Origin of the sequence: Burkholderia sp. BCC0044 (assembly GCF_902832955.1) — a bacterium.
Lineage (GTDB): Bacteria > Pseudomonadota > Gammaproteobacteria > Burkholderiales > Burkholderiaceae > Burkholderia.
The window spans coordinates 1,179,045-1,199,578 of record NZ_CADFDO010000001.1 but is presented as its reverse complement, the minus strand read 5'-3'; the positions used below and the strand labels follow the sequence as shown (position 1 = coordinate 1,199,578).

The 20,534-nt window shown below is 67.8% G+C and carries 20 protein-coding genes and 1 riboswitch; of the genes, 7 read left to right on the top strand and 13 right to left on the bottom strand.

The window, feature by feature from the left end; translation table 11 throughout:
- Positions 1–444 precede the first annotated feature (444 nt).
- The 4 genes from HWX14_RS05305 to thiC all read right to left on the bottom strand — a co-directional run bounded on the left by HWX14_RS05305 (position 445) and on the right by thiC (position 4,374).
- Entirely contained in the window at positions 445–1,371 is a 927-nt protein-coding gene (locus HWX14_RS05305) for a DMT family transporter (protein WP_175881833.1), read from the bottom strand.
- A 151-nt stretch (positions 1,372–1,522) separates the two neighbouring features.
- On the bottom strand, positions 1,523–1,777 hold the full coding sequence (locus HWX14_RS05300; protein ID WP_006497666.1) for a hypothetical protein: 255 nt from the start codon (positions 1,775–1,777) through the stop codon (positions 1,523–1,525).
- Positions 1,778–1,997: 220 nt separating this feature from the next.
- Positions 1,998–2,210 carry a glycine zipper 2TM domain-containing protein gene (locus HWX14_RS05295; protein WP_011545020.1) on the bottom strand — a complete coding sequence of 71 codons (213 nt, stop codon included), beginning with the start codon at positions 2,208–2,210 and terminating at the stop codon, positions 1,998–2,000.
- 232 nt (positions 2,211–2,442) lie between these two features.
- Complete coding sequence (gene thiC, locus HWX14_RS05290) at positions 2,443–4,374, bottom strand: phosphomethylpyrimidine synthase ThiC (RefSeq protein ID WP_050015108.1); 1,932 nt, start codon at positions 4,372–4,374, stop codon at positions 2,443–2,445.
- Between the two features lie 124 nt (positions 4,375–4,498).
- A riboswitch (TPP riboswitch) is annotated at positions 4,499–4,615 on the bottom strand.
- 270 nt (positions 4,616–4,885) lie between these two features.
- Between thiC and HWX14_RS05285 the strand changes: the two genes are divergently transcribed.
- The 3 genes from HWX14_RS05285 to HWX14_RS05275 all read left to right on the top strand — a co-directional run bounded on the left by HWX14_RS05285 (position 4,886) and on the right by HWX14_RS05275 (position 6,688).
- Entirely contained in the window at positions 4,886–5,161 is a 276-nt protein-coding gene (locus HWX14_RS05285) for a pentapeptide MXKDX repeat protein (RefSeq protein ID WP_175881832.1), read from the top strand.
- 76 nt (positions 5,162–5,237) lie between these two features.
- A complete protein-coding gene (locus tag HWX14_RS05280; protein WP_175881831.1) occupies positions 5,238–5,870 on the top strand; it encodes a cytochrome b/b6 domain-containing protein in 633 nt (210 codons plus the stop codon).
- Between the two features lie 29 nt (positions 5,871–5,899).
- Positions 5,900–6,688 (top strand): molybdopterin-dependent oxidoreductase, encoded by a 789-nt coding sequence (locus tag HWX14_RS05275; RefSeq protein ID WP_175881830.1) that lies wholly within the window; start codon positions 5,900–5,902, stop codon positions 6,686–6,688.
- Between the two features lie 25 nt (positions 6,689–6,713).
- On the opposite strand, the gene HWX14_RS05270 is transcribed toward HWX14_RS05275, so the two are convergent.
- Both HWX14_RS05270 and HWX14_RS05265 read right to left on the bottom strand, forming a co-directional pair.
- Positions 6,714–6,995, bottom strand: coding sequence for an XRE family transcriptional regulator (locus tag HWX14_RS05270; protein WP_053526311.1), 282 nt, complete (start codon positions 6,993–6,995; stop codon positions 6,714–6,716).
- Complete coding sequence (locus tag HWX14_RS05265) at positions 6,992–7,345, bottom strand: type II toxin-antitoxin system RelE/ParE family toxin (protein ID WP_175881829.1); 354 nt, start codon at positions 7,343–7,345, stop codon at positions 6,992–6,994. The genes HWX14_RS05270 and HWX14_RS05265 overlap by 4 nt, the downstream gene beginning before the upstream one ends.
- 511 nt (positions 7,346–7,856) lie before the next feature.
- On the opposite strand from HWX14_RS05265, the gene HWX14_RS05260 reads away from it, so the two are divergent.
- The gene (locus tag HWX14_RS05260; protein ID WP_175881828.1) at positions 7,857–9,041 is read left to right on the top strand and encodes an EamA family transporter; all 1,185 of its coding nucleotides are present in this window, start codon (positions 7,857–7,859) and stop codon (positions 9,039–9,041) included.
- A gap of 30 nt (positions 9,042–9,071) precedes the next feature.
- Here HWX14_RS05260 and HWX14_RS05255 read toward each other — a convergent pair whose 3' ends face one another.
- From HWX14_RS05255 to HWX14_RS05225, 7 genes are all read right to left on the bottom strand, one after another.
- The gene (locus HWX14_RS05255) at positions 9,072–10,271 is read right to left on the bottom strand and encodes an MFS transporter (protein ID WP_175881827.1); all 1,200 of its coding nucleotides are present in this window, start codon (positions 10,269–10,271) and stop codon (positions 9,072–9,074) included.
- Positions 10,272–10,478: 207 nt separating this feature from the next.
- Positions 10,479–11,303, bottom strand: coding sequence for a phosphodiesterase (locus HWX14_RS05250; RefSeq protein ID WP_175881826.1), 825 nt, complete (start codon positions 11,301–11,303; stop codon positions 10,479–10,481).
- Positions 11,304–11,387: 84 nt separating this feature from the next.
- A complete protein-coding gene (locus tag HWX14_RS05245; RefSeq protein WP_175881825.1) occupies positions 11,388–12,419 on the bottom strand; it encodes an ABC transporter ATP-binding protein in 1,032 nt (343 codons plus the stop codon).
- A 13-nt stretch (positions 12,420–12,432) separates the two neighbouring features.
- Entirely contained in the window at positions 12,433–13,341 is a 909-nt protein-coding gene (locus HWX14_RS05240; RefSeq protein WP_175881824.1) for an ABC transporter permease subunit, read from the bottom strand.
- A gap of 10 nt (positions 13,342–13,351) precedes the next feature.
- Positions 13,352–14,176, bottom strand: a complete 825-nt coding sequence (locus HWX14_RS05235) for an ABC transporter permease (protein WP_011545031.1) — start codon at positions 14,174–14,176, stop codon at positions 13,352–13,354.
- 17 nt (positions 14,177–14,193) lie between these two features.
- Positions 14,194–15,222 carry an ABC transporter substrate-binding protein gene (locus tag HWX14_RS05230; protein ID WP_126360614.1) on the bottom strand — a complete coding sequence of 343 codons (1,029 nt, stop codon included), beginning with the start codon at positions 15,220–15,222 and terminating at the stop codon, positions 14,194–14,196.
- 84 nt (positions 15,223–15,306) lie between these two features.
- Positions 15,307–16,332 (bottom strand): substrate-binding domain-containing protein, encoded by a 1,026-nt coding sequence (locus tag HWX14_RS05225; protein WP_175881823.1) that lies wholly within the window; start codon positions 16,330–16,332, stop codon positions 15,307–15,309.
- A gap of 883 nt (positions 16,333–17,215) precedes the next feature.
- On the opposite strand from HWX14_RS05225, the gene HWX14_RS05220 reads away from it, so the two are divergent.
- The 3 genes from HWX14_RS05220 (at position 17,216) to HWX14_RS05210 (ending at position 20,534) form a co-directional block, all read left to right on the top strand.
- Positions 17,216–17,842, top strand: coding sequence for a flavin reductase family protein (locus tag HWX14_RS05220; protein WP_175881822.1), 627 nt, complete (start codon positions 17,216–17,218; stop codon positions 17,840–17,842).
- A 416-nt stretch (positions 17,843–18,258) separates the two neighbouring features.
- Complete coding sequence (locus HWX14_RS05215) at positions 18,259–19,491, top strand: 3-methyl-2-oxobutanoate dehydrogenase (2-methylpropanoyl-transferring) subunit alpha (RefSeq protein ID WP_175881821.1); 1,233 nt, start codon at positions 18,259–18,261, stop codon at positions 19,489–19,491.
- 2 nt (positions 19,492–19,493) lie between these two features.
- Positions 19,494–20,534 carry an alpha-ketoacid dehydrogenase subunit beta gene (locus tag HWX14_RS05210; protein WP_050015137.1) on the top strand — a complete coding sequence of 347 codons (1,041 nt, stop codon included), beginning with the start codon at positions 19,494–19,496 and terminating at the stop codon, positions 20,532–20,534.

The following is a 20,534-nucleotide window of genomic DNA, read 5'->3' as shown; positions in this document are numbered from 1 at the left end:
TGCGCAGGCGGACGCGAAAGAACGTGGGGCATCGAAACGCCTTCTGCGGATAAGTGTTCCGAGTGTAACGGGATTGCCGCGGCGCGCGTATCAGGGTAACTCCAGACGCAAACGGTACACCGCGATTCCGGCCCGTGCGCAGCGGCGCGGTGACGGGCGCCGCGTGCATGCGTACGGTGCACACCGTCGCGAAACGAAGCGCGTGACAGCGGCAGATGACAATTCCGCGACACGGCGGCGGCATGACCGTGCGTCGCTGCCGCCCGATGCGGAGGCTGATGCGGGAAAATCCCGGCGGCCGGGTGCCGCCGTCAGACGAATGAAACGAATGCGCGCGCGCCGCGGTGCGATCGGCGGCGCGTCGGCAAACCCGCGTCGCGTCGCCATCGGCAGTGCGAGCGAAGGGCAACCGGCGCGGTTCGTGCGCGTCGGGCGCCCCGATCGTCAGGTCGCCTCGCCGCCGCGCGGCCGGACGCCGGGAATCCGCTTGATCACGCCGGTGGCGAGCGCGGTGCCGACGAGCACGATCGCGCAGCCTTCGATCATCACGGCCGACACGTGTTCGCCGAGGAACAGCGCGCCCCACAGCAGCCCGAACACGGGGATCACGAACGTCACGGTAATCGCGCGGGCGGGCCCGATGTGCGCGATCAGATAGAAGAAGATGAAATACGCGATGCCCGTGCACGCGACGCCGAGCGCGAGCACCGCGCCCCACGCGTGCACGCCGACCGGCGCGGCCGGCCACGTCGCGATCGCGAACGGCAGCAGCAGGACGGTCGAGCCGATCATGCTGCCGGTTGCGTTGACGAGCGGATCGACGCCGCTGAGCGTGCGCTTCGTATAGTTGGCCGCGATGCCGTACAGCAGCGTCGCGCCGAGTGCGGCCGCCGCGGCGAGCGCGGTCGCGCTGGCGCCCGTGTCGCCGTGCGCGTTCGCGACCTGGTTCCACACGAGCGTGAGCACGCCGGCAAACCCGATCACGAGGCCGAGCGCGCGCGGCAGCGACAGCTTGTCCTTCAGCCACAGGTAAGCGACGAGCGCGCCCCACAGCGGTGTCGTCGCGTTGATCACCGATGTCACGCCGGCCGACAGCGTCAGCTCGGCGAACGCGAACAGGCAGAACGGGATGCCCGAATTCAGCGCGCCGACGACGAACAGCGGCCACGCATGGCGGCGCAGCCGGGCGCCGAGATCGGCGGGTTTGAAGCGCGTGAGCGCGAAACCCGCGAGAAACAGCGCGCCGATGCCCACGCGCAGCGCCATCAGCGGCGCGACGCCGAAATCGACCACGCCGACTCGGATGAACAGGAAGGACGCGCCCCACAGGGCAGCGAGCACGGTCAGCAGGAAAGCGTTCTTGGGTGACATCGATCGGCGAGGGCGGGGACGGGATGCGAAGAATCTTACACCGCGTTACCGCGCCGTCGTTTCGTGATCGGATGAAACGACAAGAAACGGGAATTCCGCCGGTTGCCGCCGGGTGGTGGACGCCGCGCCACGTGCGGCGCGGCCGATCAGGTTAGTGATGGCGCCAGCCGCCGCGTCCGCCGAAGCCGAAATTGAGCGACAGCGCCGGGCCCCAATAACCGCCCCAGGCGGGCGCGTACGCAGGGGCCGGATAGTAATAGGCGGGGGCCGGATCGACATACACGGGCGCGGGCTGTACCGGCACCGGCGCCGCCGTGTAATAGCCGCCCGGATAATAGCCGTACGGGTAGTAGCAGCCGGCAAGCGTCGTACAGGCAAGCGCCGCGGCGACGAAGGTCCTGTTCATGATGTGTCTCCGGCGGAGCCGGCTATCGGCAGATGCCTGAAGCTTAGGCCGAGTCCCGATGACACGGTATGAGAAACAGTAACCGATCATTTCCGGGCGGAGCGGCCGCGCCCGTGCGGCACGACAGACGAAAACGGCGCTTCCGCGGTGCGGAAACGCCGTTGAACCGCCCGGGCCGTCGCCGGGCGACGAGACGCCCGGCCGGCCGACGCCGGATGGCTTACTTGCCGACCTGGTTACCGATGATGCCGCCGGCCGCCGCACCGCCCAGCGTCGACAGCGCGTTGCCGCCGATTGCCGCGCCGGCGACACCGCCGACACCTGCACCGATTGCCGTATCGCGCTGGCGTCGCGACATCGAATCGCAGGCCGACAGGCTGGCTACCGTCGCAACGAGGAGAGCGCATACCCCAAAACGCCGAATCGAGTTCATGATCGTTGTCCTTGTGGTAGTGAACGGAAGGCGCACGACCGGCTGGCGACCGTGCATGTCCCCAATCTACGCGCCGTCCCGCGCCGCTGCTGTAAGGACTTGTTAAGGCTCGCGCGGTTTCGTAATCAATTGTTTCGCATCGCCCGGCAGGCACACGGCATGCGCAAAAAAGCCCGCTCGAAAGCGGGCTTCGTGCGTCGCGATGCGAGCCGGTGCGGCTCGCCGCATGCGCTCACTGACGGTGGTAGATCTCGGCGCCGGTCTTCACGAATTCGACCGCCTTGACCTCCATTCCTTTCTTCAGCGCTTCGGTTTCCGACACGCCCTGCTGCGCCGCGAATTCGCGTACGTCCTGCGTGATCTTCATCGAGCAGAAGTGCGGGCCGCACATCGAGCAGAAGTGCGCGACCTTGGCCGAATCCTTCGGCAGCGTCTCGTCGTGGAATTCGCGCGCCTTGTCCGGGTCGAGACCGATGTTGAACTGGTCTTCCCAGCGGAACTCGAAACGCGCCTTCGACAGCGCGTTGTCGCGCACCTGCGCGCCCGGGTGGCCCTTGGCGAGGTCGGCGGCGTGCGCGGCGAGCTTGTACGTGATGATGCCTTCCTTCACGTCGTCCTTGTTCGGCAGGCCGAGGTGTTCCTTCGGCGTCACGTAGCACAGCATCGCGGTGCCGAACCAGCCGATCATCGCGGCGCCGATGCCCGACGTGATGTGGTCGTAACCCGGCGCGATGTCGGTGGTGAGCGGCCCGAGCGTGTAGAACGGCGCTTCCTTGCACCAGTCGAGCTGGAGATCCATGTTCTCCTTGATCAACTGCATCGGCACGTGGCCGGGGCCTTCGATCATCACCTGCACGTCGTGCTTCCACGCGATCTGCGTGAGTTCGCCGAGCGTCTTCAGCTCGCCGAGCTGCGCTTCGTCGTTCGCGTCGTAGATCGAGCCGGGACGCAGGCCGTCGCCGAGCGAGAAGCTCACGTCGTACGCCTTCATGATCTCGCAGATCTCTTCGAAGTGTTCGTACAGGAAGCTTTCCTTGTGATGCGCGAGGCACCACTTCGCCATGATCGAACCGCCGCGCGACACGATGCCCGTCATCCGGTTCGCGGTGAGCGGCACGTACTGCAGGCGCACGCCCGCGTGGATCGTGAAGTAGTCGACGCCTTGCTCGGCCTGCTCGATCAGCGTGTCGCGGAAGATTTCCCAGGTGAGATCCTCGGCCTTGCCGTTGACCTTTTCGAGCGCCTGGTAGATCGGCACCGTGCCGATCGGCACCGGGCTGTTGCGGATGATCCACTCGCGCGTTTCATGGATGTGCTTGCCGGTCGACAGGTCCATCACCGTGTCGCCGCCCCAGCGGATCGCCCACGTCATCTTGTCGACTTCCTCGCCGATCGACGACGTGACGGCCGAGTTGCCGATGTTCGCGTTGATCTTCACGAGGAAGTTGCGGCCGATGATCATCGGCTCGGATTCCGGGTGGTTGATGTTCGCCGGGATGATCGCGCGGCCGCGCGCGATTTCGTCGCGCACGAATTCCGGCGTGATCTCGGCGAGCGCGTTCGCGCCGAAGGCCGCGGCGCCGAATGCCTGGCCCGGATGCTGGCGGCCCATCATCGCGGCGAGCTTCGCGCCGTTCGGGCCGCTCGATTTCAGGCTCTCGATGTATTCGGCGCGGCGCTGGTTCTCGCGGATCGCGATGTATTCCATTTCCGGCGTGATGATGCCCTGACGCGCGTAGTGCATCTGCGTGACGTTCTTGCCGGGCTGCGCGCGGCGCGGGTTGCGGTGCAGGCCCGGGAAACGCAGGTCGGCCGTGGCCGGATCGGCCGCGCGCTCGAGGCCGTACTGGCTCGACAGGCCGGGGAGCACCTCGGTGTCGCCGCGCGCTTCGATCCAGCGCTGGCGCAGCGCGGGCAGGCCCGCGCGGATATCGATCTTCGCGTCCGGATCGGTGTACGGGCCCGACGTGTCGTACACGTAGATCGGCGGATTCTTCTCGCCGCCGAAGCCGGTCGGCGTGTCGGCCTGCGTGATCTCGCGCATCGGCACGCGGATGTCGGGCTGCGAGCCGGTGACATAGACCTTTCGCGAATTGGGCAGCGGCGCGACGGCGGCGGCGTCGACGTGCGCGTCGGCAGACAGAAACTTCGGATTGGCGTTCATGCAATCTCCTGTGCGGGCGCCGGACAGGCGCTTCGGCGCTTGCCCGGAGCCCTTGACGAATGTGGGGCTCGAGCTAAGCAGGAGACGAGGCTTGGTGAGGCGGCGGATTTCGTCAGAAGGATGGCGGCGAAATCCGTACGCTTCCCTGCGCTGGCATTATCCAGATCAGGTTCAAAGGGTATTTCTCACCCGCAATGCCGGTTGTTTGACCGGGCGCATTGCAGGACCCCCGCGTTAGCAAGGGCACACGATACACCGGCTTGGCGGTGGTTTCAACCGGGTGCGAAGCCGATACCGTCGGGCGGCGGGCGGATCGCGGCCGGCGAACCGGGCAGGGTGCGCCGCAGCAATCGCGGTTGCCGGACGGCGTCCCGGCCGGGCCGGATAGCGCCAGTGGGTGCAGCATTCGCGTCTTCATTTTCGGCGTCTAGAATTTTTTTTGACATCGCTGTCATTTCCGGCGGTGTGCTCCGTCTATTCGGCTCCCAAACCCATGTATCGGAGAGATGTCATGAAAAACGTATTCCTCGCCGCCTGCGTCGCCGCACTGGCCACGATCGCAACGGGCGCCCATGCGCAGAACGACGCAATGTCGAAGGACGGCATGTCGATGTCGAAGGACGCGATGGGCCACGACGCGATGGCCAAGGACGACGCAATGGCCAAGGATGGCGCGATGAAGAAGGACGGCATGAAGAAGCATGCGATGAAGAAGGATGCGATGGGCCACGACGCGATGAAGAAGGGCGACGCGATGAAGAAGGACGCCATGAGCCCGTCGAACTGACGAATGCGGGCGGGGCGCGAGCGGCCGGTTACCGGCGCGCATCGCGTCCCGCCGCATCATCCCGGGAGTCATCATCATGCAAACGGTTCCTGTCACGGATCGCACGAGCGCGCCGCCGCCCGCGCCGACGATCCATCCGCGGTGGGTGCGCGCGAGCCACTGGCTCAACGCGCTCGCGGCGATCCTGATGGCGCTGTCCGGCTGGCGCATCTACGACGCGTCGCCGATCTATCCGTCGTTCACGTTCGCGCACGGCATCACGCTCGGCGGCTGGCTCGGCGGCGCGCTGCAATGGCATTTCGCGGCGATGTGGCTGCTGGTCGGCAATGGGCTGTTCTATCTCGCGATGTCGATCGCGACGGGGCGCTTCGCGCGCAAGCTGCTGCCGGTGACGCCCGCGTCGGTGTGGCGCGACGTGCGCGCCGCGCTCGGCGGGCGGCTGGCGCACGACGACCTGAGCGTCTACAACGCGGTGCAGCGCGCCGCGTACCTGACCGCGATCGTCGATCTCGTCGTCCTGGTGCTGTCGGGGCTCACGATCTGGAAGTCCGTGCAATTCCCGCTGCTGCGCGAGCTGTTCGGCGGTTACGACAATGCGCGCATCGTGCATTTCTGGGCGATGGCGCTGCTGGTCGGATTCGTCGTCGTCCACGTCGCGATGGCGTTGCTGGTGCCGCGCTCGCTGCTCGCGATGCTGCGCGGCCGCTGATCCGCGCACCGCGGGCGAAGGAGATCATCATGTCGGAATCCGAAAAAAAACGCAGCGAGCCGCGCTGGACGCTAGACCGGAAGTCGCTCGAACTCGACGTGCGCCGCGAACTCGAGATGCCGTCGCGACGGCTGTTCAACCGGCGCGTGCTGACGCTCGGCGGCCTCGCGATGCTGACCGGCTGCACGTTGCAGGACGACGCGTCGGTCAACACGTTCCTCGAAAAAGTGTCGCGCATGAACGATCGCGTGCAGGCGTGGCTGTTCAACCCGAACCAGCTCGCGCCGACCTACACCGAAGCCGACATCACGCGGCCGTTCCCGTTCAACGCGTACTATGGGATCGACGAAGTGCGGCATGTCGACGAGTCGACCTATCGCCTCATGCTGTCCGGTCGTGTAACGGGCAAGCGCGTGTGGACGCTCGACGAGCTTCGCGCGCTGCCGCATGCGGAACAGATCACGCGGCATATCTGCGTGGAAGGGTGGAGTGCGATCGGCCGCTGGGGCGGCACGCCGTTCGGCGCATTCCTCGCGCGCGCCGGCGCGGACACGCACGCGAAATACGTCGGCTTCAAGTGCGCGGACGACTACTACGAAAGCATCGACATGCCGACCGCGCTGCATCCGCAGACGTTGCTTGCATTCGAGTACGACGGCCGCCGGCTGCCGCCGGAATACGGTTTTCCGATGAAGCTGCGGATGCCGACCAAGCTCGGCTACAAGAACCCGAAGCACATCATGGAAATCTTCGTGACCGATACGTTCCCCGGCGGTTACTGGGTCGATCAGGGCTACAACTGGTTCGGCGGATCGTGAGCGGGGCGCGCGGCGGGCGCGTGCGTCATGCGGATTCGCGCACCTGGAGATCGACGCGCAGGCCGACTGCCGCGGCCATGTTCACGAGCGCGTCGAGCCCGAACAGGTTGATCTTGCCGCGCAGCAGGTCGGACACGCGCGGCTGCGTGACGCCCAGCTGCTTCGCGGCCTCGGCCTGGCTCAGTTCGAGCCGCGCGATGCGCTGCTTGAGCGCGATCATCAGTTCGGAGCGCAGCTTCATGTTCGCGGCCTCCGCTGGCTCGCTTTCGATTGCGTCCCAGACGTTCGCGTAACGTTCGTTGGTCATCGTTTCAACTCCATCATCAGCGACCGGTACCGGCGGGCGGCGAGGTCGATATCGGTCTTGTTCGTGCGCGACGATTGCTTGCGAAAGCAGTGCAGCACGTAGACGGCTTCGGCGAAAGTCGCGACGTAGACGATCCGGAACGCGCCGCTCGCATCGCGCAGGCGAATTTCCCGCACGCCGACGCCGATGGTGCGCATCGGTTTCCAGTCGTCGGGCGCAAGGCCGCGTTGCACCTGATCGATCTGGTGGCCGGCTTCGCGTCGCGCGGGCAGCGGAAAGCCGCGGAGGTCGGCCAGTGCGCCGCCGACGAAAACGACCGGCTTCGGCGGAAGAATGTCTGAATTATACAAAATTTTGTATTACCTGTGCAGGTGTCGGAAAGAAGTCGCGGGCGCCACCAGGAGCGCGCGCCGTCCGTCACGATAGGCGCGCCGCGGTGCGCCGACACACAAACTGGCCGTCAGGCCGATGCCGGATCAGCGGCTGCGCATGGCGACGCACGCGTGTCGCCCACACGCCGGCCATCCCCGCCTTGCGCATCCGGCCCCGCATTTCACCCGTCCGTCGCGCGAAAAAATGTCGCGCCGAAACATCAGTCGATATCTTTCAGACAGGTCCGACGATGCTTTCGAATCCTTGATGCCATAATGCCGAGCGTGTGCAGCCGACGCGGTTGCGCACGTTTTTTTTGCCCTGTTTTTGCCCCTTTGCCGCCGCTTGCCGGTTCTCTTTCGTCGCCGTTCGCACTGCCATGTCGTTCCGCACGTTCGCTCTGCCTTCCCGGTCCCGCGTGGATCGTTTCCCGGCATCGCCGGCGTCTTTCAGCGGAGCACGCGGCGCGACGTGCGGGCGGGCTGCGCAATGACGCCGCTCGACCGCCTCCTCGATTTCCTCGCCCGCCTTTCGTTCAGGATCCGCCTGCCGCAAAGCCGCGGCGGCCGCGTGGCGCTCGCGCTCGTCTTCATCTATTTCGTCTGGGGTTCGACCTACAGCGGGCTGCATTTCGCGCTGCAGTCGTTCCCGCCGTTGCTGCTGTCGGGGCTGCGCAACCTGCTCGGCGGGATCGGCCTGTTCATCTTCGCGCTGCGGCGCAAGCCCGAGTGGCCGACGCTGCTCGAGATCCGCAACTCGGCGATCGTCGGCACGATGCTCGTCGCGCTGTCGTCCGGGACGATCGCGCTCGGCATGCGCACGGTCAGCAGCGGCTCGGCCGCGGTGATGGTCGCCACGGTGCCGCTGTTCGCGACCGTGATCGCGGCGGTGGCCGGGCGGCCGGTGACGAAGGGCGAATGGGCGGCCGTCGCGCTCGGGATGGTCGGCATCGTCGTGCTGAATTCGGGCGGCTCGGCCGCCTCGAACTCGGCGCTCGGCACGATCTGCGTGCTGGCCGGCGCGCTGTTCTGGGCGGGCGGCGCGCACCTCGCGACGCGGCTCAAGCTACCGTCCGACCTGTTCCTGTCGACGTCGCTGCAGATCGGCCTCGGCGGCCTGATGTCGACGCTCGTCGCGTGGCTGCTCGGCGAACGCGTCGAACAGCTGGCAGTCGGGCCCGTGTTCGCGTTCGTGTACCTGATGGTGTTCTGCACGATGGCCGCGTACGTTGCGTACGGCTACCTGATCCGCCACACGAGCCCGATCATCGCGAGCAGCTGCATGTACGTGAACCCGATCGTCGCGGTCGCGCTCGGTGCGCTGCTGCTGGGCGAACCGGTGACGATGGCGACCGTGGTCGCGACCGTCGCGATCCTCGGCAGCGTCGGGTTGTCGTTCGTGTTCGATCCGGCGCGCCGGCCCGCGGCGGCTGCGGCTACGAGTTCGTCGGCGGCGGCCGCCACGGCCGAGCAGGCGGTGACGGCGGACGCTTCGCCCGTTGCCGAGCCGGTCGCCACGCCGGATGCGGCGCCTATCCTCGCGCCTTCCGCCGTCCAGCTGGCCGTGCCGACGCCCGCTGCGGTGATGGATCCCGCGGCAGTGATCGACCCGGCACCGGCGTTCGCGCCGCCGCCCGCCGGCGCCGAGCCGGCCGCCTCGCGCACCGACGCGTGACGCTGGCGCCGCCGCCGCGGCCGGTCGCGCTCAGCCGCGCCGGCCGCCGCGATGGTGCGACCACCCGGCGAGCGCGGTAAACAGCAGGCCGGCCGCGCACATGCCGGTCCAGCCGAACGCGCGCCATGCGGCGACGCCGGCCGACGAGCCGAGCGCGCCGCCGATGAAATAGCACACCATGTACACCGTGTTCACGCGGCTGCGCGCCTCCGGTTTCAGCGCATAGATGCGCGACTGGTTCGAGATCTGCGCGGCCTGTACGCCCACGTCGAGCACGATCACGCCGATCACGAGCCCGACGAGGCTCGAACCCGACAACGCGAAGATCACGAACGACAGCGCGAGCAGCGCGATCGCGAGCGAGATGACCGCGCGCGGGCCGCGCGTATCCGCGGAGCGGCCCGCATACGGCGCGGCGAGCGCGCCCGCGGCGCCGACGATCCCGAACAGGCCGGCTGCCTGCGGGCCGAGATGGAACGGAGCGCCGGCGAGCAGCAGCGTGAGCACCGGCCAGAATGCGCTGAACGCCGCGAACAGCGCGGCGCCTGTCAGCGACGCCTCGCGCAGCCCGCGCAGTTCGGCGGCCAGATCCCACATCGAGCCGAGCAGCTTGCCGTACGACAGCGTCGATGTCGGCGAGCTGCGCGGCAGCCGCAGCACGATCACGACGGCGAGCGCGACGAGTGCCGCGACCGACGCGGCGAACACCGCGCGCCAGCCGAAATACTCGGCGACGAAGCCGGCGGCGGTGCGCGCGAGCAGGATGCCGAGCAGCAGGCCGCTCATCACGGTGCCGACCGCGTGACCGCGTTCGGCCGGCGGCGCGATTTCGGCGGCGAAGGGTACGGCCTGCTGCGCGATGGTCGCGAGGATGCCGATCGCGAGGCTCGCGAGCGCGAGCACGACGAGCGACGGCGCGGTGGCCGCCACGATCAGCGCGATCGACAGCCCGGCGATCTGCAGCAGGATCAGCCCGCGGCGATCGAAACGGTCGCCGAGCGGCGCGAGCAGGAACATGCCGGCCGCGTAGCCGAGCTGCGTCGCGGTCGGTACCGCGCCGATCCATGACGCGCCGTCCGGAAACGACGCGCGGAAGCTGTCGAGCAGCGGCTGGTTGTAGTAGATGTTCGCGACCGATACGCCCGCGATCGTCGCGAGCAGCAACAGCAGGCTGCGCGAGTAGTGGGGCGAGGCGGCGTCGGTCGGACGGTCGGTGGAGGCGGTGGACATGGCGGATGGCACGGAGTGGGGCGGCGCGGCAGGCGGCGCACGCGTCGGGTGCGCAGTCAGGCCGGGCGCCGGTCGAGGCTGCCGATCATACCGGAGCGACGTGAATCCTGCCGGCGCCACAACCGCCACAACCGCCACAACCGCCACAACCGCCACAACCGCCACAACCGGCCGGCCGCCGCCCGTCACCGTACGCGCTTCACTTCGTCAGTCGACCAACTCGCCCGTCGGCTCGTAGAACGGATACGGCCCCGCGCCTTCGTCCACATAGACGTGATGCGACGTCATCCCCGTATCGGGCGCATGACGATGAACCGCGAACGCCGGCGGTTCGAGCCGGAATGCGGACGGCGCATCGGCCCGCAGGTCGAACGCGACCTGATGCGCGGGCGACGGCACCGCCGCCGCGAGCGTGCCGCCGAAGCGCGTGAACATCGTGCGGTGCACGTGACCGCACAGCACGCGTTCGACGTTCGGGTGGCCGCGCAGCAGCGCATCGAGTTTCGCGGCGGCGGCCGGCGCGAGACGCAGCTTGTCCATGTGTCCGATGCCCGACGCGAACGGCGGGTGATGCAGCGCGACGATCACCGGCCGGTCGCGCGCGGCGTCGAGCTGCGCGGCGAGCCACGCGAGCCGGGCGTCGCACAGGTCGCCGTGGCTTGCGCCTGGCACCTGCGAATCGAGCGCGAGCACGCGCACCGCGCCGACGTCGAGCGCGTACTGCACGAATTCGCCGTCCTGCAGCTCGGCGCGATCGGCGAACGCGCGGCGCAGCCCGGCGCGGTCGTCGTGATTGCCGATCAGCAGGTAGTACGGAATCTCGAGCGCCGCGAGCAGCCCGCGCAGGTTGCCGTATTCTTCGTCGTGGCCGAAGTCGGTCAGGTCGCCGGTGACGAGCACGGCGTCGGGGCGCGGCACGAGTGCGTTCAGCTTCGCAATGCAGCGGGCGAGCGCGGCCGCCGTGTCGACGCGCCGGTACGCGAGCTGGCCCGGGCGCTTGATGTGGAGATCGCTGATTTGAGCAAGCAGCATCGTCGTTCCTCGGAATCGTCTGGTTGTTGTCGCGGCGGCGCGCGCCGCCGTGGGGTGCTGCGTGGATGATGCCCGATCGACGGCTTACGCGCCGAGCGCGATCAGGCCTTCCGGCGCGATCGTGAGGCCGACCGCCGTGCCGCGCGCGAGGGCGATGCGGCCCGGCACGTCGATCACGAGCGCGTCGGGCGCCGCGTGCTCGATCGTGAGCCGCGTGCGTTCGCCGAGGAACGCGCACGCACCGACCGCGCCGCGCAGCGGCGCATGGGCGGGATCGGCGAGCTGCGCGTCCTCGGGGCGGAAGAACCATTCGTCGGCCGCATGCGGCGTGACGATCGCGCCGCCCGTCGTTTCGAGCGCGCCGTCGCGCCACTGGCCCGCGAGCCGGTTCAGCGTGCCGATGAACTGCGCGACCGTGCGGTTCGCGGGGTGGTAGTAGATCTCGCGCGGCGTGCCGATCTGCTCGATGCGGCCCGCGCCCATCACGACGATCCGGTCGCCGAGCTCCATCGCTTCGGCCTGGTCGTGCGTCACGTAGACGGTCGTCACGCCGAGCTCGCGCAGCAGTGCGTTCATGTCGCGGCGCAGTACGTCGCGCAGCTTCGCGTCGAGCGCGGTCAGCGGTTCGTCGAGCAGCAGCACGCGCGGCCGCACCGCGAGCGCGCGCGCCAGCGCGACGCGCTGACGCTGGCCGCCCGACAGTTGATCGACCGGTTTGTCCGCATGTGCGTCGAGCCGCATCATCGCGAGCAGTTCGTCGACGCGTTCGCGCAGCGCGCGCGGCTCGGTCTTGCGGATCTTCAGCCCGTAGCCGACGTTGCCGCGCACCGTCAGGTTCGGAAACAGCGCGTAGTTCTGGAACACCATGCCGACTTGCCGGCGTTCGATCGGCAGTGCGGTGACGTCGTCGTCGCCGAATGCGATCGTGCCGCCGGCGTCCGGCGTGTCGAGGCCCGCGATCAGGCGCAGCGTGGTCGTCTTGCCGCAGCCGGACGGCCCGAGCAGCACAAGCGTTTCGCCGGCGCCGATCGACAGGTCGAGTGGTTCGAGCACGCGTGTGCCGCGGAACGTCTTCGCGCAGCCGGTCAGGGTGATGGGAGTGGAATCGAGTTTCATGTCTGCGAAAAATTCAGCGCGGGCGCTTCTTGAGCGCACGGGTACCGGACGGATCGACGCCGAGCCACTGCATCGCGACGAGCAGCGGCAGCGTCATCAGCAGGAACAGGATCGTGTATGCGCTGCCGACTTCGAGGCGCAGCGATGCATAGGTATCGGCGAGCCCGACCGGCAGCGTCTTGGTGTCGGGCGTATGCAGCATCCACGTGAGGTTGAACTCGCCGATCGACAGCGTGAGCACCGCGAGCGCGCCGGCGACGATGCCCGGCCGCAGGTTCGGCAGCACGATCGTGACGAAGCGCGTGACGAACGACGCGCCGAGGCTCGCCGCGCCTTCCTCGAGCGTGCGCAGATCGGCGCCGGCCGCGACGGCCGCCACCGCGCGCACCATGAACGGCAGCGTGAACACGACGTGGCCGACGACGATGAACCACAGGCTCATCCGGAACGCGGTGAAGCCGCCGTACACGACCAGCAGCGCGAGCGCCGACGCCAGCCCCGGCAGCGCGACCGGCAGCACGAGCGCTTCCTCGATCGCACGCGCGATGCGGCTCTTGCTGCGCGCGAGCGCATAGCCGGCCGGCACGCCGACCGCGAGCACGATCGCGAGCGTCGCGAACGCGACGTAGAGCGACAGCGCGACCGAGCCGTGATATTGCTGCCACACCTGTTCGAGCCAGCGCAGCGTGAGGCCGCTCGACAGCCCGCGGAAATAGTTGACGGTCAGGCCCGCGAGCACCGACATCACGACGGGCACGATCAGGAACGCGCACAGCAGCAGCGTGACGCCCCATTGCAGCGTGGCGATCGCACGCGCGCCGGCAACGCGCGGCGCATGCCGGGCGGCGCGTTTCGCGTGCAAGGGAACAGGAACAGGAGCAGGTGCCGGCGACGGCGCGGAAGAACCGGAAAGCGATTGCATGCGGAAATCCTCAGGCCGCGGCGGCGGCGGTGTGACCGGTGAAGCGGCGCGCGAGCGCGAGCACGGCCCAGGTGACGACGCCGAGCACGATCGACAGGCCGGCCGCCGTCGCGATGTTCGCGTTCAGCGTGAACTCGGTATAGATCGTCATCGGCAGCACGTTCAGGTCGGTGGCGAGCGTGAACGCGGTGCCGAACGCGCCCATCGCGGTCGCGAAGCAGATCGCGCCGGCCGCGATCAGGCCCGGCGTGAGCGCGGGCAGCACGATGTCGACGAAGATGCGCCACGGCGACGCGCCGAGCGAACGCGCGGCTTCCTCGAGCGACGCGTCGAGCTTCGACGCGGCCGCGATCACGGTGACGATCACGCGCGGAATCGAGAAGTACAGGTAGCCGATGAACAGGCCGGCCACCGAGTACGCGAACACGAACTTGTCGCCGGTGAGCTTCGCCGACAGCATGCCGATCAGCCCCTGGCGCCCGGCGAGCATGATCACCATGAAGCCGACGACGACGCCCGGGAACGCGAGCGGGAACGTCAGCAGCGCGAGCAGCACGCGCTTGCCGGCGAATTCGCGGCGCGCGAGCAGCAGGCCGGAGATCGTCGACAGCGCGAGCGTCGCGAGCGTGACGCCCGCGGACAGCGCCACCGTCTCGCCGAGGCTCTTCATGTAGCGTGCATTGCCGAGCAGCGCCGCGTAGTGCGAGAAGAAGGCGCCGTCGGCGGACACCTGCACGAGCGACGCCATCGGCAGCAGCCAGAACGCGGCGAATACCGCCAGCGCCGGCGCGACGAGCGCGACGCGCCAGCGCAGCGGAAAAGTCAGGTCGAGCATCGGTAGCGTCCGGCGGCTTACTGCATGATCTGCAGGTACTGCTGGCCGAACGCCTGCTGGCCGGCCGCCATCTTGCCGAAGTCGACCGGCTTCGCCCGCGCGTATTCGCTCGCCGGCAGGAACTTCGCGGCGATGTCGGCGCCAAGCGTCTGCGCGCGCACCGGGCGCAGGTACGCGTTGGCCCACAGTTTCTGGCCTTCGTCCGACAGCACGAAATCGAGCACCTTCTTGCCGTTCGCGTCGTGCGGCGCGCCCTTCACGAGGCTCATCACGTACGGCACCGCGATCGTGCCTTCCTTCGGGATCACGAATTCGACGTTCGCGTTGTCCTTGTACTTCGCGCGATACGCATCGAAGTCGTAGTCGAGCAGGATCGGAATCTCGCCGGACAGCACGCGCGCATAGGCCGTCTGCTTCGGCACGATCGGCGCGTTGGCCTTCAGCTTGTGGAACCAGTCGAGGCCCGGCTTGAAGTTGTCGAGGCTGCCGCCGAGCGCCTGGTTGACGGCGACCGCGCCCGCATAGCCGACGAACGCGCTCGACGGATCGAGATAGCCGACCATGCCCTTGTATTCGGGCTTCAGCAGATCGGCCCACGAACGCGGCACCGGCTTGCCGTCGAGCGCGTCCTTGTTCACGAAGAAGCCGAGCGTGCCCGAGTGGATCGCGAACCAGTAGCCTTGCGGGTCCTTCAGGTTCGCGGGGATGTCGTTCCAGTGCGCGGGCTTGTACGGCGCGATCACGCCCTTGTCCTTCGCCTGGAACGCCGACGACACGCCGAGGTAGACGACGTCGGCGACCGGGCTCTTCTGCTCGGCGATCAGTTGCGCGATCGCCTGGCCGGAGTTCTTGTTGTCGAACGGCACGCGGATGCCGGTCTTCTGCTTGATCGCGGCAATCTGCGCGGCCCAGTCAGCCCATTCGGGCGGGCAGTTGTAGCAGATTGCCGTTTCGTCGGCGTGGGCCGCGGGGGCGCCGGCGACGAGCGCGGCGAAGGCGAGCGGCGCGGCAAGCGCGCGCAGCAGCGAGGTCAGGCGAAAGGACACGGTGAATCTCCGGGCGAGTGGGTGTGGCGCTGGGGTGGTGTGGTTATTGGGTGTGTGTGGCCACGCGGCGCGTGCGTTCGGCGCTCACGCGTTGCGCAGTTGCAGGTCGGTGGCCGGCGGCGCGATCGTCGCACCGTCGCGCACCGTGTGCGGCAGGATCGTCGACGTGCGCTCGATCGCCGCGCCGCCGATGCATTCGACGAGACGCTGCCACGCGTGGCGGCCGATGTCGCGGTTCGGCGTCGCGACGCTCGCGAGCGGCGGCGCGAGCAGCTCGCCGATCGCGATGCCGTCGAAGCCGAGCACCGACAGGTCGTCGGGGATCGAGAAACCCGCGCGGCGCAGGCCGCGCATCACGACCATCGCGAGCAGGTCGTTGCTGCAGAAGAGGGCGGTCGGACGCGTGGCCTGCGCGGTGAGGTGCGCGAGCACCGCGTCGGGCAGCTCGGGCGCGTTGAAGTCGACTTCGACGGGCGGCAGCGTGGCCACGCCGCTTTCCTCGAGCGCCTGCGCATAACCGAGATGACGCTGGCGTGCGCGATCCGACGCGGCGAGCGAGCCGGCCAGCATCAGCACGCGGCGATGGCCGCGCGCGGTCAGCAGCCGCACGCCGTCATACGCGGCGCGGCGGTTGTCGACCGACACCGATGGGCGGCGCTGCGTGTCGTTGTGCATCAGCACGTAATGCGGGCCGTCGCGATCGAGCATGTCGAGCAGCGGGTGCGTGTCCGCATCGGCGACGGTGAGGATCAGCCCTTCGACGCGTTGCTCGCGCAGCGTCTCGATCGCATGACGCTCGCGCGCCGCGTCGTATTCGGTCGTCATCACGATTAGCTTGAAACCGGCCGCGGTCGCGCGTTCGTCGATGCCTTGCAGGCAGTCGGCGAACACCGGGTTCGACAGCGTCGGCACGACGACGCCGACGAGCCGCGTGCGCTCGCCGCGCAGTTGCCGGCCGAGCGGGCTCGGGCGGAACTGCAGCGTGTCGATGGCGGTGCGGATCGTCTGCAGCGTGGCGGGGCTGACGGTATGCGGCGCGTTGATCGCACGCGAAACGGTGGCGATCGAGAAGCCCGCGAGGGCAGCGACGTCCTTGATGGTCGAGGTCATGAAGTCATGCGATGTAAACGTTTTCGGCGAGGGAATTATCGAAAACGTTTGTGACTTCGCGATGACGCACGCGACGCTTGTTTCGCGAAAATCACGATACAAACGTCAGACGGTTGGGGCCGTCGGACGACGCGCGGTCGATTGTATCGGCGGAGGGTGCGGCGCGGGACGAAATCGGCGGCCGTGTCGTATCGGTGTCGAATGGGCGGGAGGAAGCGGTGCGATGACGGCTGGTGTCGCGATGCGGCGCGGCGGAATAAGGGAACGCATGCGCAAGCAATGGTAGAATCGCGTCCGCCCTCTTGCCGGGGTGATGAAATTGGTAAACATAGCGGACTTAAACGATTGAGTGCCCGGCCGGAAACGGTCGGTGCAGAACCCTTCAAATTCGGCGAAACCCCTGATGTGCGCATCGAGGCAACGCCGAGCCAAGCCTCGCGGCCTCCGCGAGGAAGGTGTAGAGACTAGACGGGGGGCGCCTAAGGCGCACGGGCAGCGGTTACGCCCGCGCGCGACGGTGAAGGCATAGTCCAGCGCACGAACGGCTCGCGTACGCGACGCCGGCTTTGAAAGAAGCAGTGTGACGAAAATCCGCCGCCTTAATTGGCTTGCCGGTTCAAGTCCGGTCCCCGGCACCAAATGCCCGTCCAAGACTATCCTTGGAAATCCAGAAACCCGTGACAGCATAAGGCTTCACGGGTTTTTTATTGGGCGCACGCCCATGCACCGGCACGCCATCGCGACTCACGATGCGCTTCGCTGCGCCGAAAACCACGCCATGTGATACTGGCACGCACGTCGCACCGGACGCCTGCGTCGCCATCGGCGAACGCGTCCCACCGGCAGCCTCCCACATCGTTTGCCTCCCGCAAGACCACCCGTCATGACCGACTCGACCCATCACTATTACGAACCGTCGCAAGGCCACGGCCTGCCGCACGACCCGTTGAACGCGATCATCGGCCCGCGCCCGATCGGCTGGATTTCTTCGCGCGGCAGCGACGGCACGGTCAACCTCGCGCCGTACAGCTTCTTCAACGCATTCAACTATCGCCCGCCGATCATCGGCTTTTCGAGTACGACCGCGAAGGACAGCGTGCGCAACGTGCAGGAGACCGGCGAGTTCGTGTGGAACCTCGCGACGCGCGATCTCGCCGAGCGGATGAACCAGACCTGCGCCGCCGTGCCGTACGACGTGAACGAGTTCGAACTCGGCGGCGTGACCGCGGTGCCGTCGCGCCTCGTCGACGTGCCGCGCGTCGCGGAAAGCGGCGTGAACTTCGAATGCAAGGTGACCGACGTGATCCGGTTGCGCGATCATCATGGCGTCGAAACGCCGGCCACGCTGGTGCTGGGTGAGGTCATCGCTGTTCATATCCGCCATGACCTGCTGAAGGACGGCATCTTCGACACGTTCGGCGCGGGCATCATTCTTCGTGCGGGCGGCCCGTCGGCCTATGTGCACGTGACGCCCGACAGCCGCTTCGACCTGTTCCGTCCCGACGCGTGATCGATCGCGCGCCGCAGTAAGCCGGCAACCGGGCGCACAAGCGCCCGAACCCGACGAAAGACCACGAGGAGATCCAGGATTTCCCGGGGTCTTTTGCTTCGTACCTTCACATGATTCGGACGACGTCGATCCGTCCGTCGTCCATCGATGCCGTTCGTCGCCACCGCCCCAGCGACGATGCGCTGCAGCAAACCCGTCCTTCGCCAAAGCCGGCCGCCGCACTCACGTGCCGCCGACCGCCACCATGGCAAATCTGCTCACCACGAACGAGCGGCTTGGGCATCGACGTCCGCCGCTGCCAGGCATAAATTTCCAAGGTTGACGTGCTTATCCGCGCGTCAGCTCGCGCGCAGACCGGCAACCGGCCCGCGCGTTCCCAAACAGCGTGAGACACAATCGAGCGTGGAGACGACACGATGAGCCTGTCAGAGCCATTGCGTCTGCATGTGCCGGAGCCCACCGGGCGCCCGGGCTGCAAGACGGACTTTTCCTATCTGCATCTATCGCCGGCCGGCGCGGTCCGCCGACCGCCGATCGACGTTGCCGCGGCGGACACCGCCAATCTCGCCCGCAGCCTCGTGCGCGTGCTCGACGACAGCGGCAAGGCCGTCGGCCCGTGGGCGCCCGATCTCGACGATGCGCGGCTGATCGCCGGGCTGCGCGCGATGCTCAAGACCCGCATTTTCGACGCGCGCATGATGATCGCGCAGCGTCAGAAGAAAATCTCCTTCTACATGTTGAGCCTCGGCGAAGAGGCGATCGGCACCGCGCACGCGATGGCGCTGCGCGACGGCGACATGTGCTTTCCGACCTACCGGCAGCAGAGCATCCTGATCGCGCGGGACGTGCCGCTCGAGCGGATGATCTGCCAGCTGATGTCGAACGAAGGCGATCCGCTGAAGGGCCGCCAGCTCCCGGTGATGTACTCGGATCGCGAAGCCGGCTTCTTCTCCATTTCCGGCAACCTCGCGACGCAGTTCATCCAGGCGGTCGGCTGGGCGATGGCGTCGGCGATCAAGGGCGACACGAAGATCGCGTCCGCGTGGATCGGCGACGGCGCGACGGCCGAAGCCGATTTCCATACGGCGCTCACGTTCGCGCACGTGTACCGTGCGCCGGTCGTGCTGAACGTGGTCAACAACCAGTGGGCGATCTCGACGTTCCAGGCGATCGCGGGCGGCGAGGGCACGACATTCGCCGGGCGCGGCGTCGGCTGCGGGATCGCGTCGTTGCGCGTCGACGGCAACGACTTCCTCGCGATCTACGCGGCATCGAACTGGGCGGCCGAACGCGCGCGCCGCAATCTCGGCCCGACGCTGATCGAGTGGGTGACCTACCGAGCAGGCGCGCATTCGACGTCGGACGATCCGACCAAGTACCGGCCGAGCGACGACTGGTCGCATTTCCCGCTCGGCGATCCGATCGAGCGCTTCAAGCGTCACCTGATCGTGAAGGGCATCTGGTCGGACAGCGCGCACGACGCGCTGACGGCCGAGCTCGAGGCCGAGGTGATCGCCGCGCAGAAGGAAGCGGAGAAGTACGGGACGCTGGCCGACGACCGGATTCCGTCGCCGGCCTCGATGTTCGACGACGTCTACAAGGAGCTGCCCGCGCACCTGCGCCGTCAGCGCCAGGAACTGGGAGCGTGATCATGGCGCAACACGAGACAGGGACGGCGACGCAGCCGATGACGATGATCCAGGCGCTGCGCTCCGCGATGGACGTGATGCTCGGGCGCGACAGCGACGTGGTCGTGTTCGGGCAGGACGTCGGCTATTTCGGCGGCGTGTTCCGCTGTACCGAAGGACTGCAGAACAAATACGGCAAGTCGCGCGTGTTCGATGCACCGATCTCCGAAGGCGGGATCGTCGGCGCGGCCGTCGGGATGGGCGCGTACGGGTTGCGGCCTGTTTGCGAGATCCAGTTCGCCGATTATTTCTACCCGGCCTCCGACCAGATCGTGTCGGAAGGCGCGCGGCTGCGCTACCGCTCGGCCGGCCAGTTCACCGCGCCGATGACGATCCGGATGCCGTGCGGCGGCGGCATCTACGGCGGGCAGACGCACAGCCAGAGCCCGGAGGCGATGTTCACGCAGGTGTGCGGGCTGCGCACGGTGATGCCGTCGAATCCGTACGACGCGAAAGGGCTCCTGATCGCGTCGATCGAGAACGACGATCCGGTGATCTTCCTCGAACCGAAGCGGCTGTACAACGGGCCGTTCGACGGCCATCACGAACGCCCCGTCACGTCGTGGCTCAAGCATCCGGCGAGCGCGGTGCCCGAGGGCTACTACACGGTGCCGCTCGATACGGCCGCCGTCGTGCGGCCCGGCAACGACGTGACGGTGCTGACGTATGGCACGACGGTGCACGTGTCGCTCGCCGCGGCGGAGGAGACGGGTATCGACGCCGAGGTGATCGACCTGCGCACGCTGTGGCCGCTCGATCTCGACACGGTCGTCGCGTCGGTGCGCAAGACCGGGCGCTGCGTCGTCGTGCACGAGGCGACGCGCACCTGCGGCTATGGCGCGGAGCTGGTGTCGCTGGTCCAGGAGCACTGCTTCTATCACCTCGAGGCGCCGGTCGAGCGCACGACGGGCTGGGACACGCCGTATCCGCATGCGCAGGAGTGGGCGTACTTTCCGGGGCCGACCCGGGTCGGTGAAGCGTTGCGACGCGTGATGGAGGCGTGA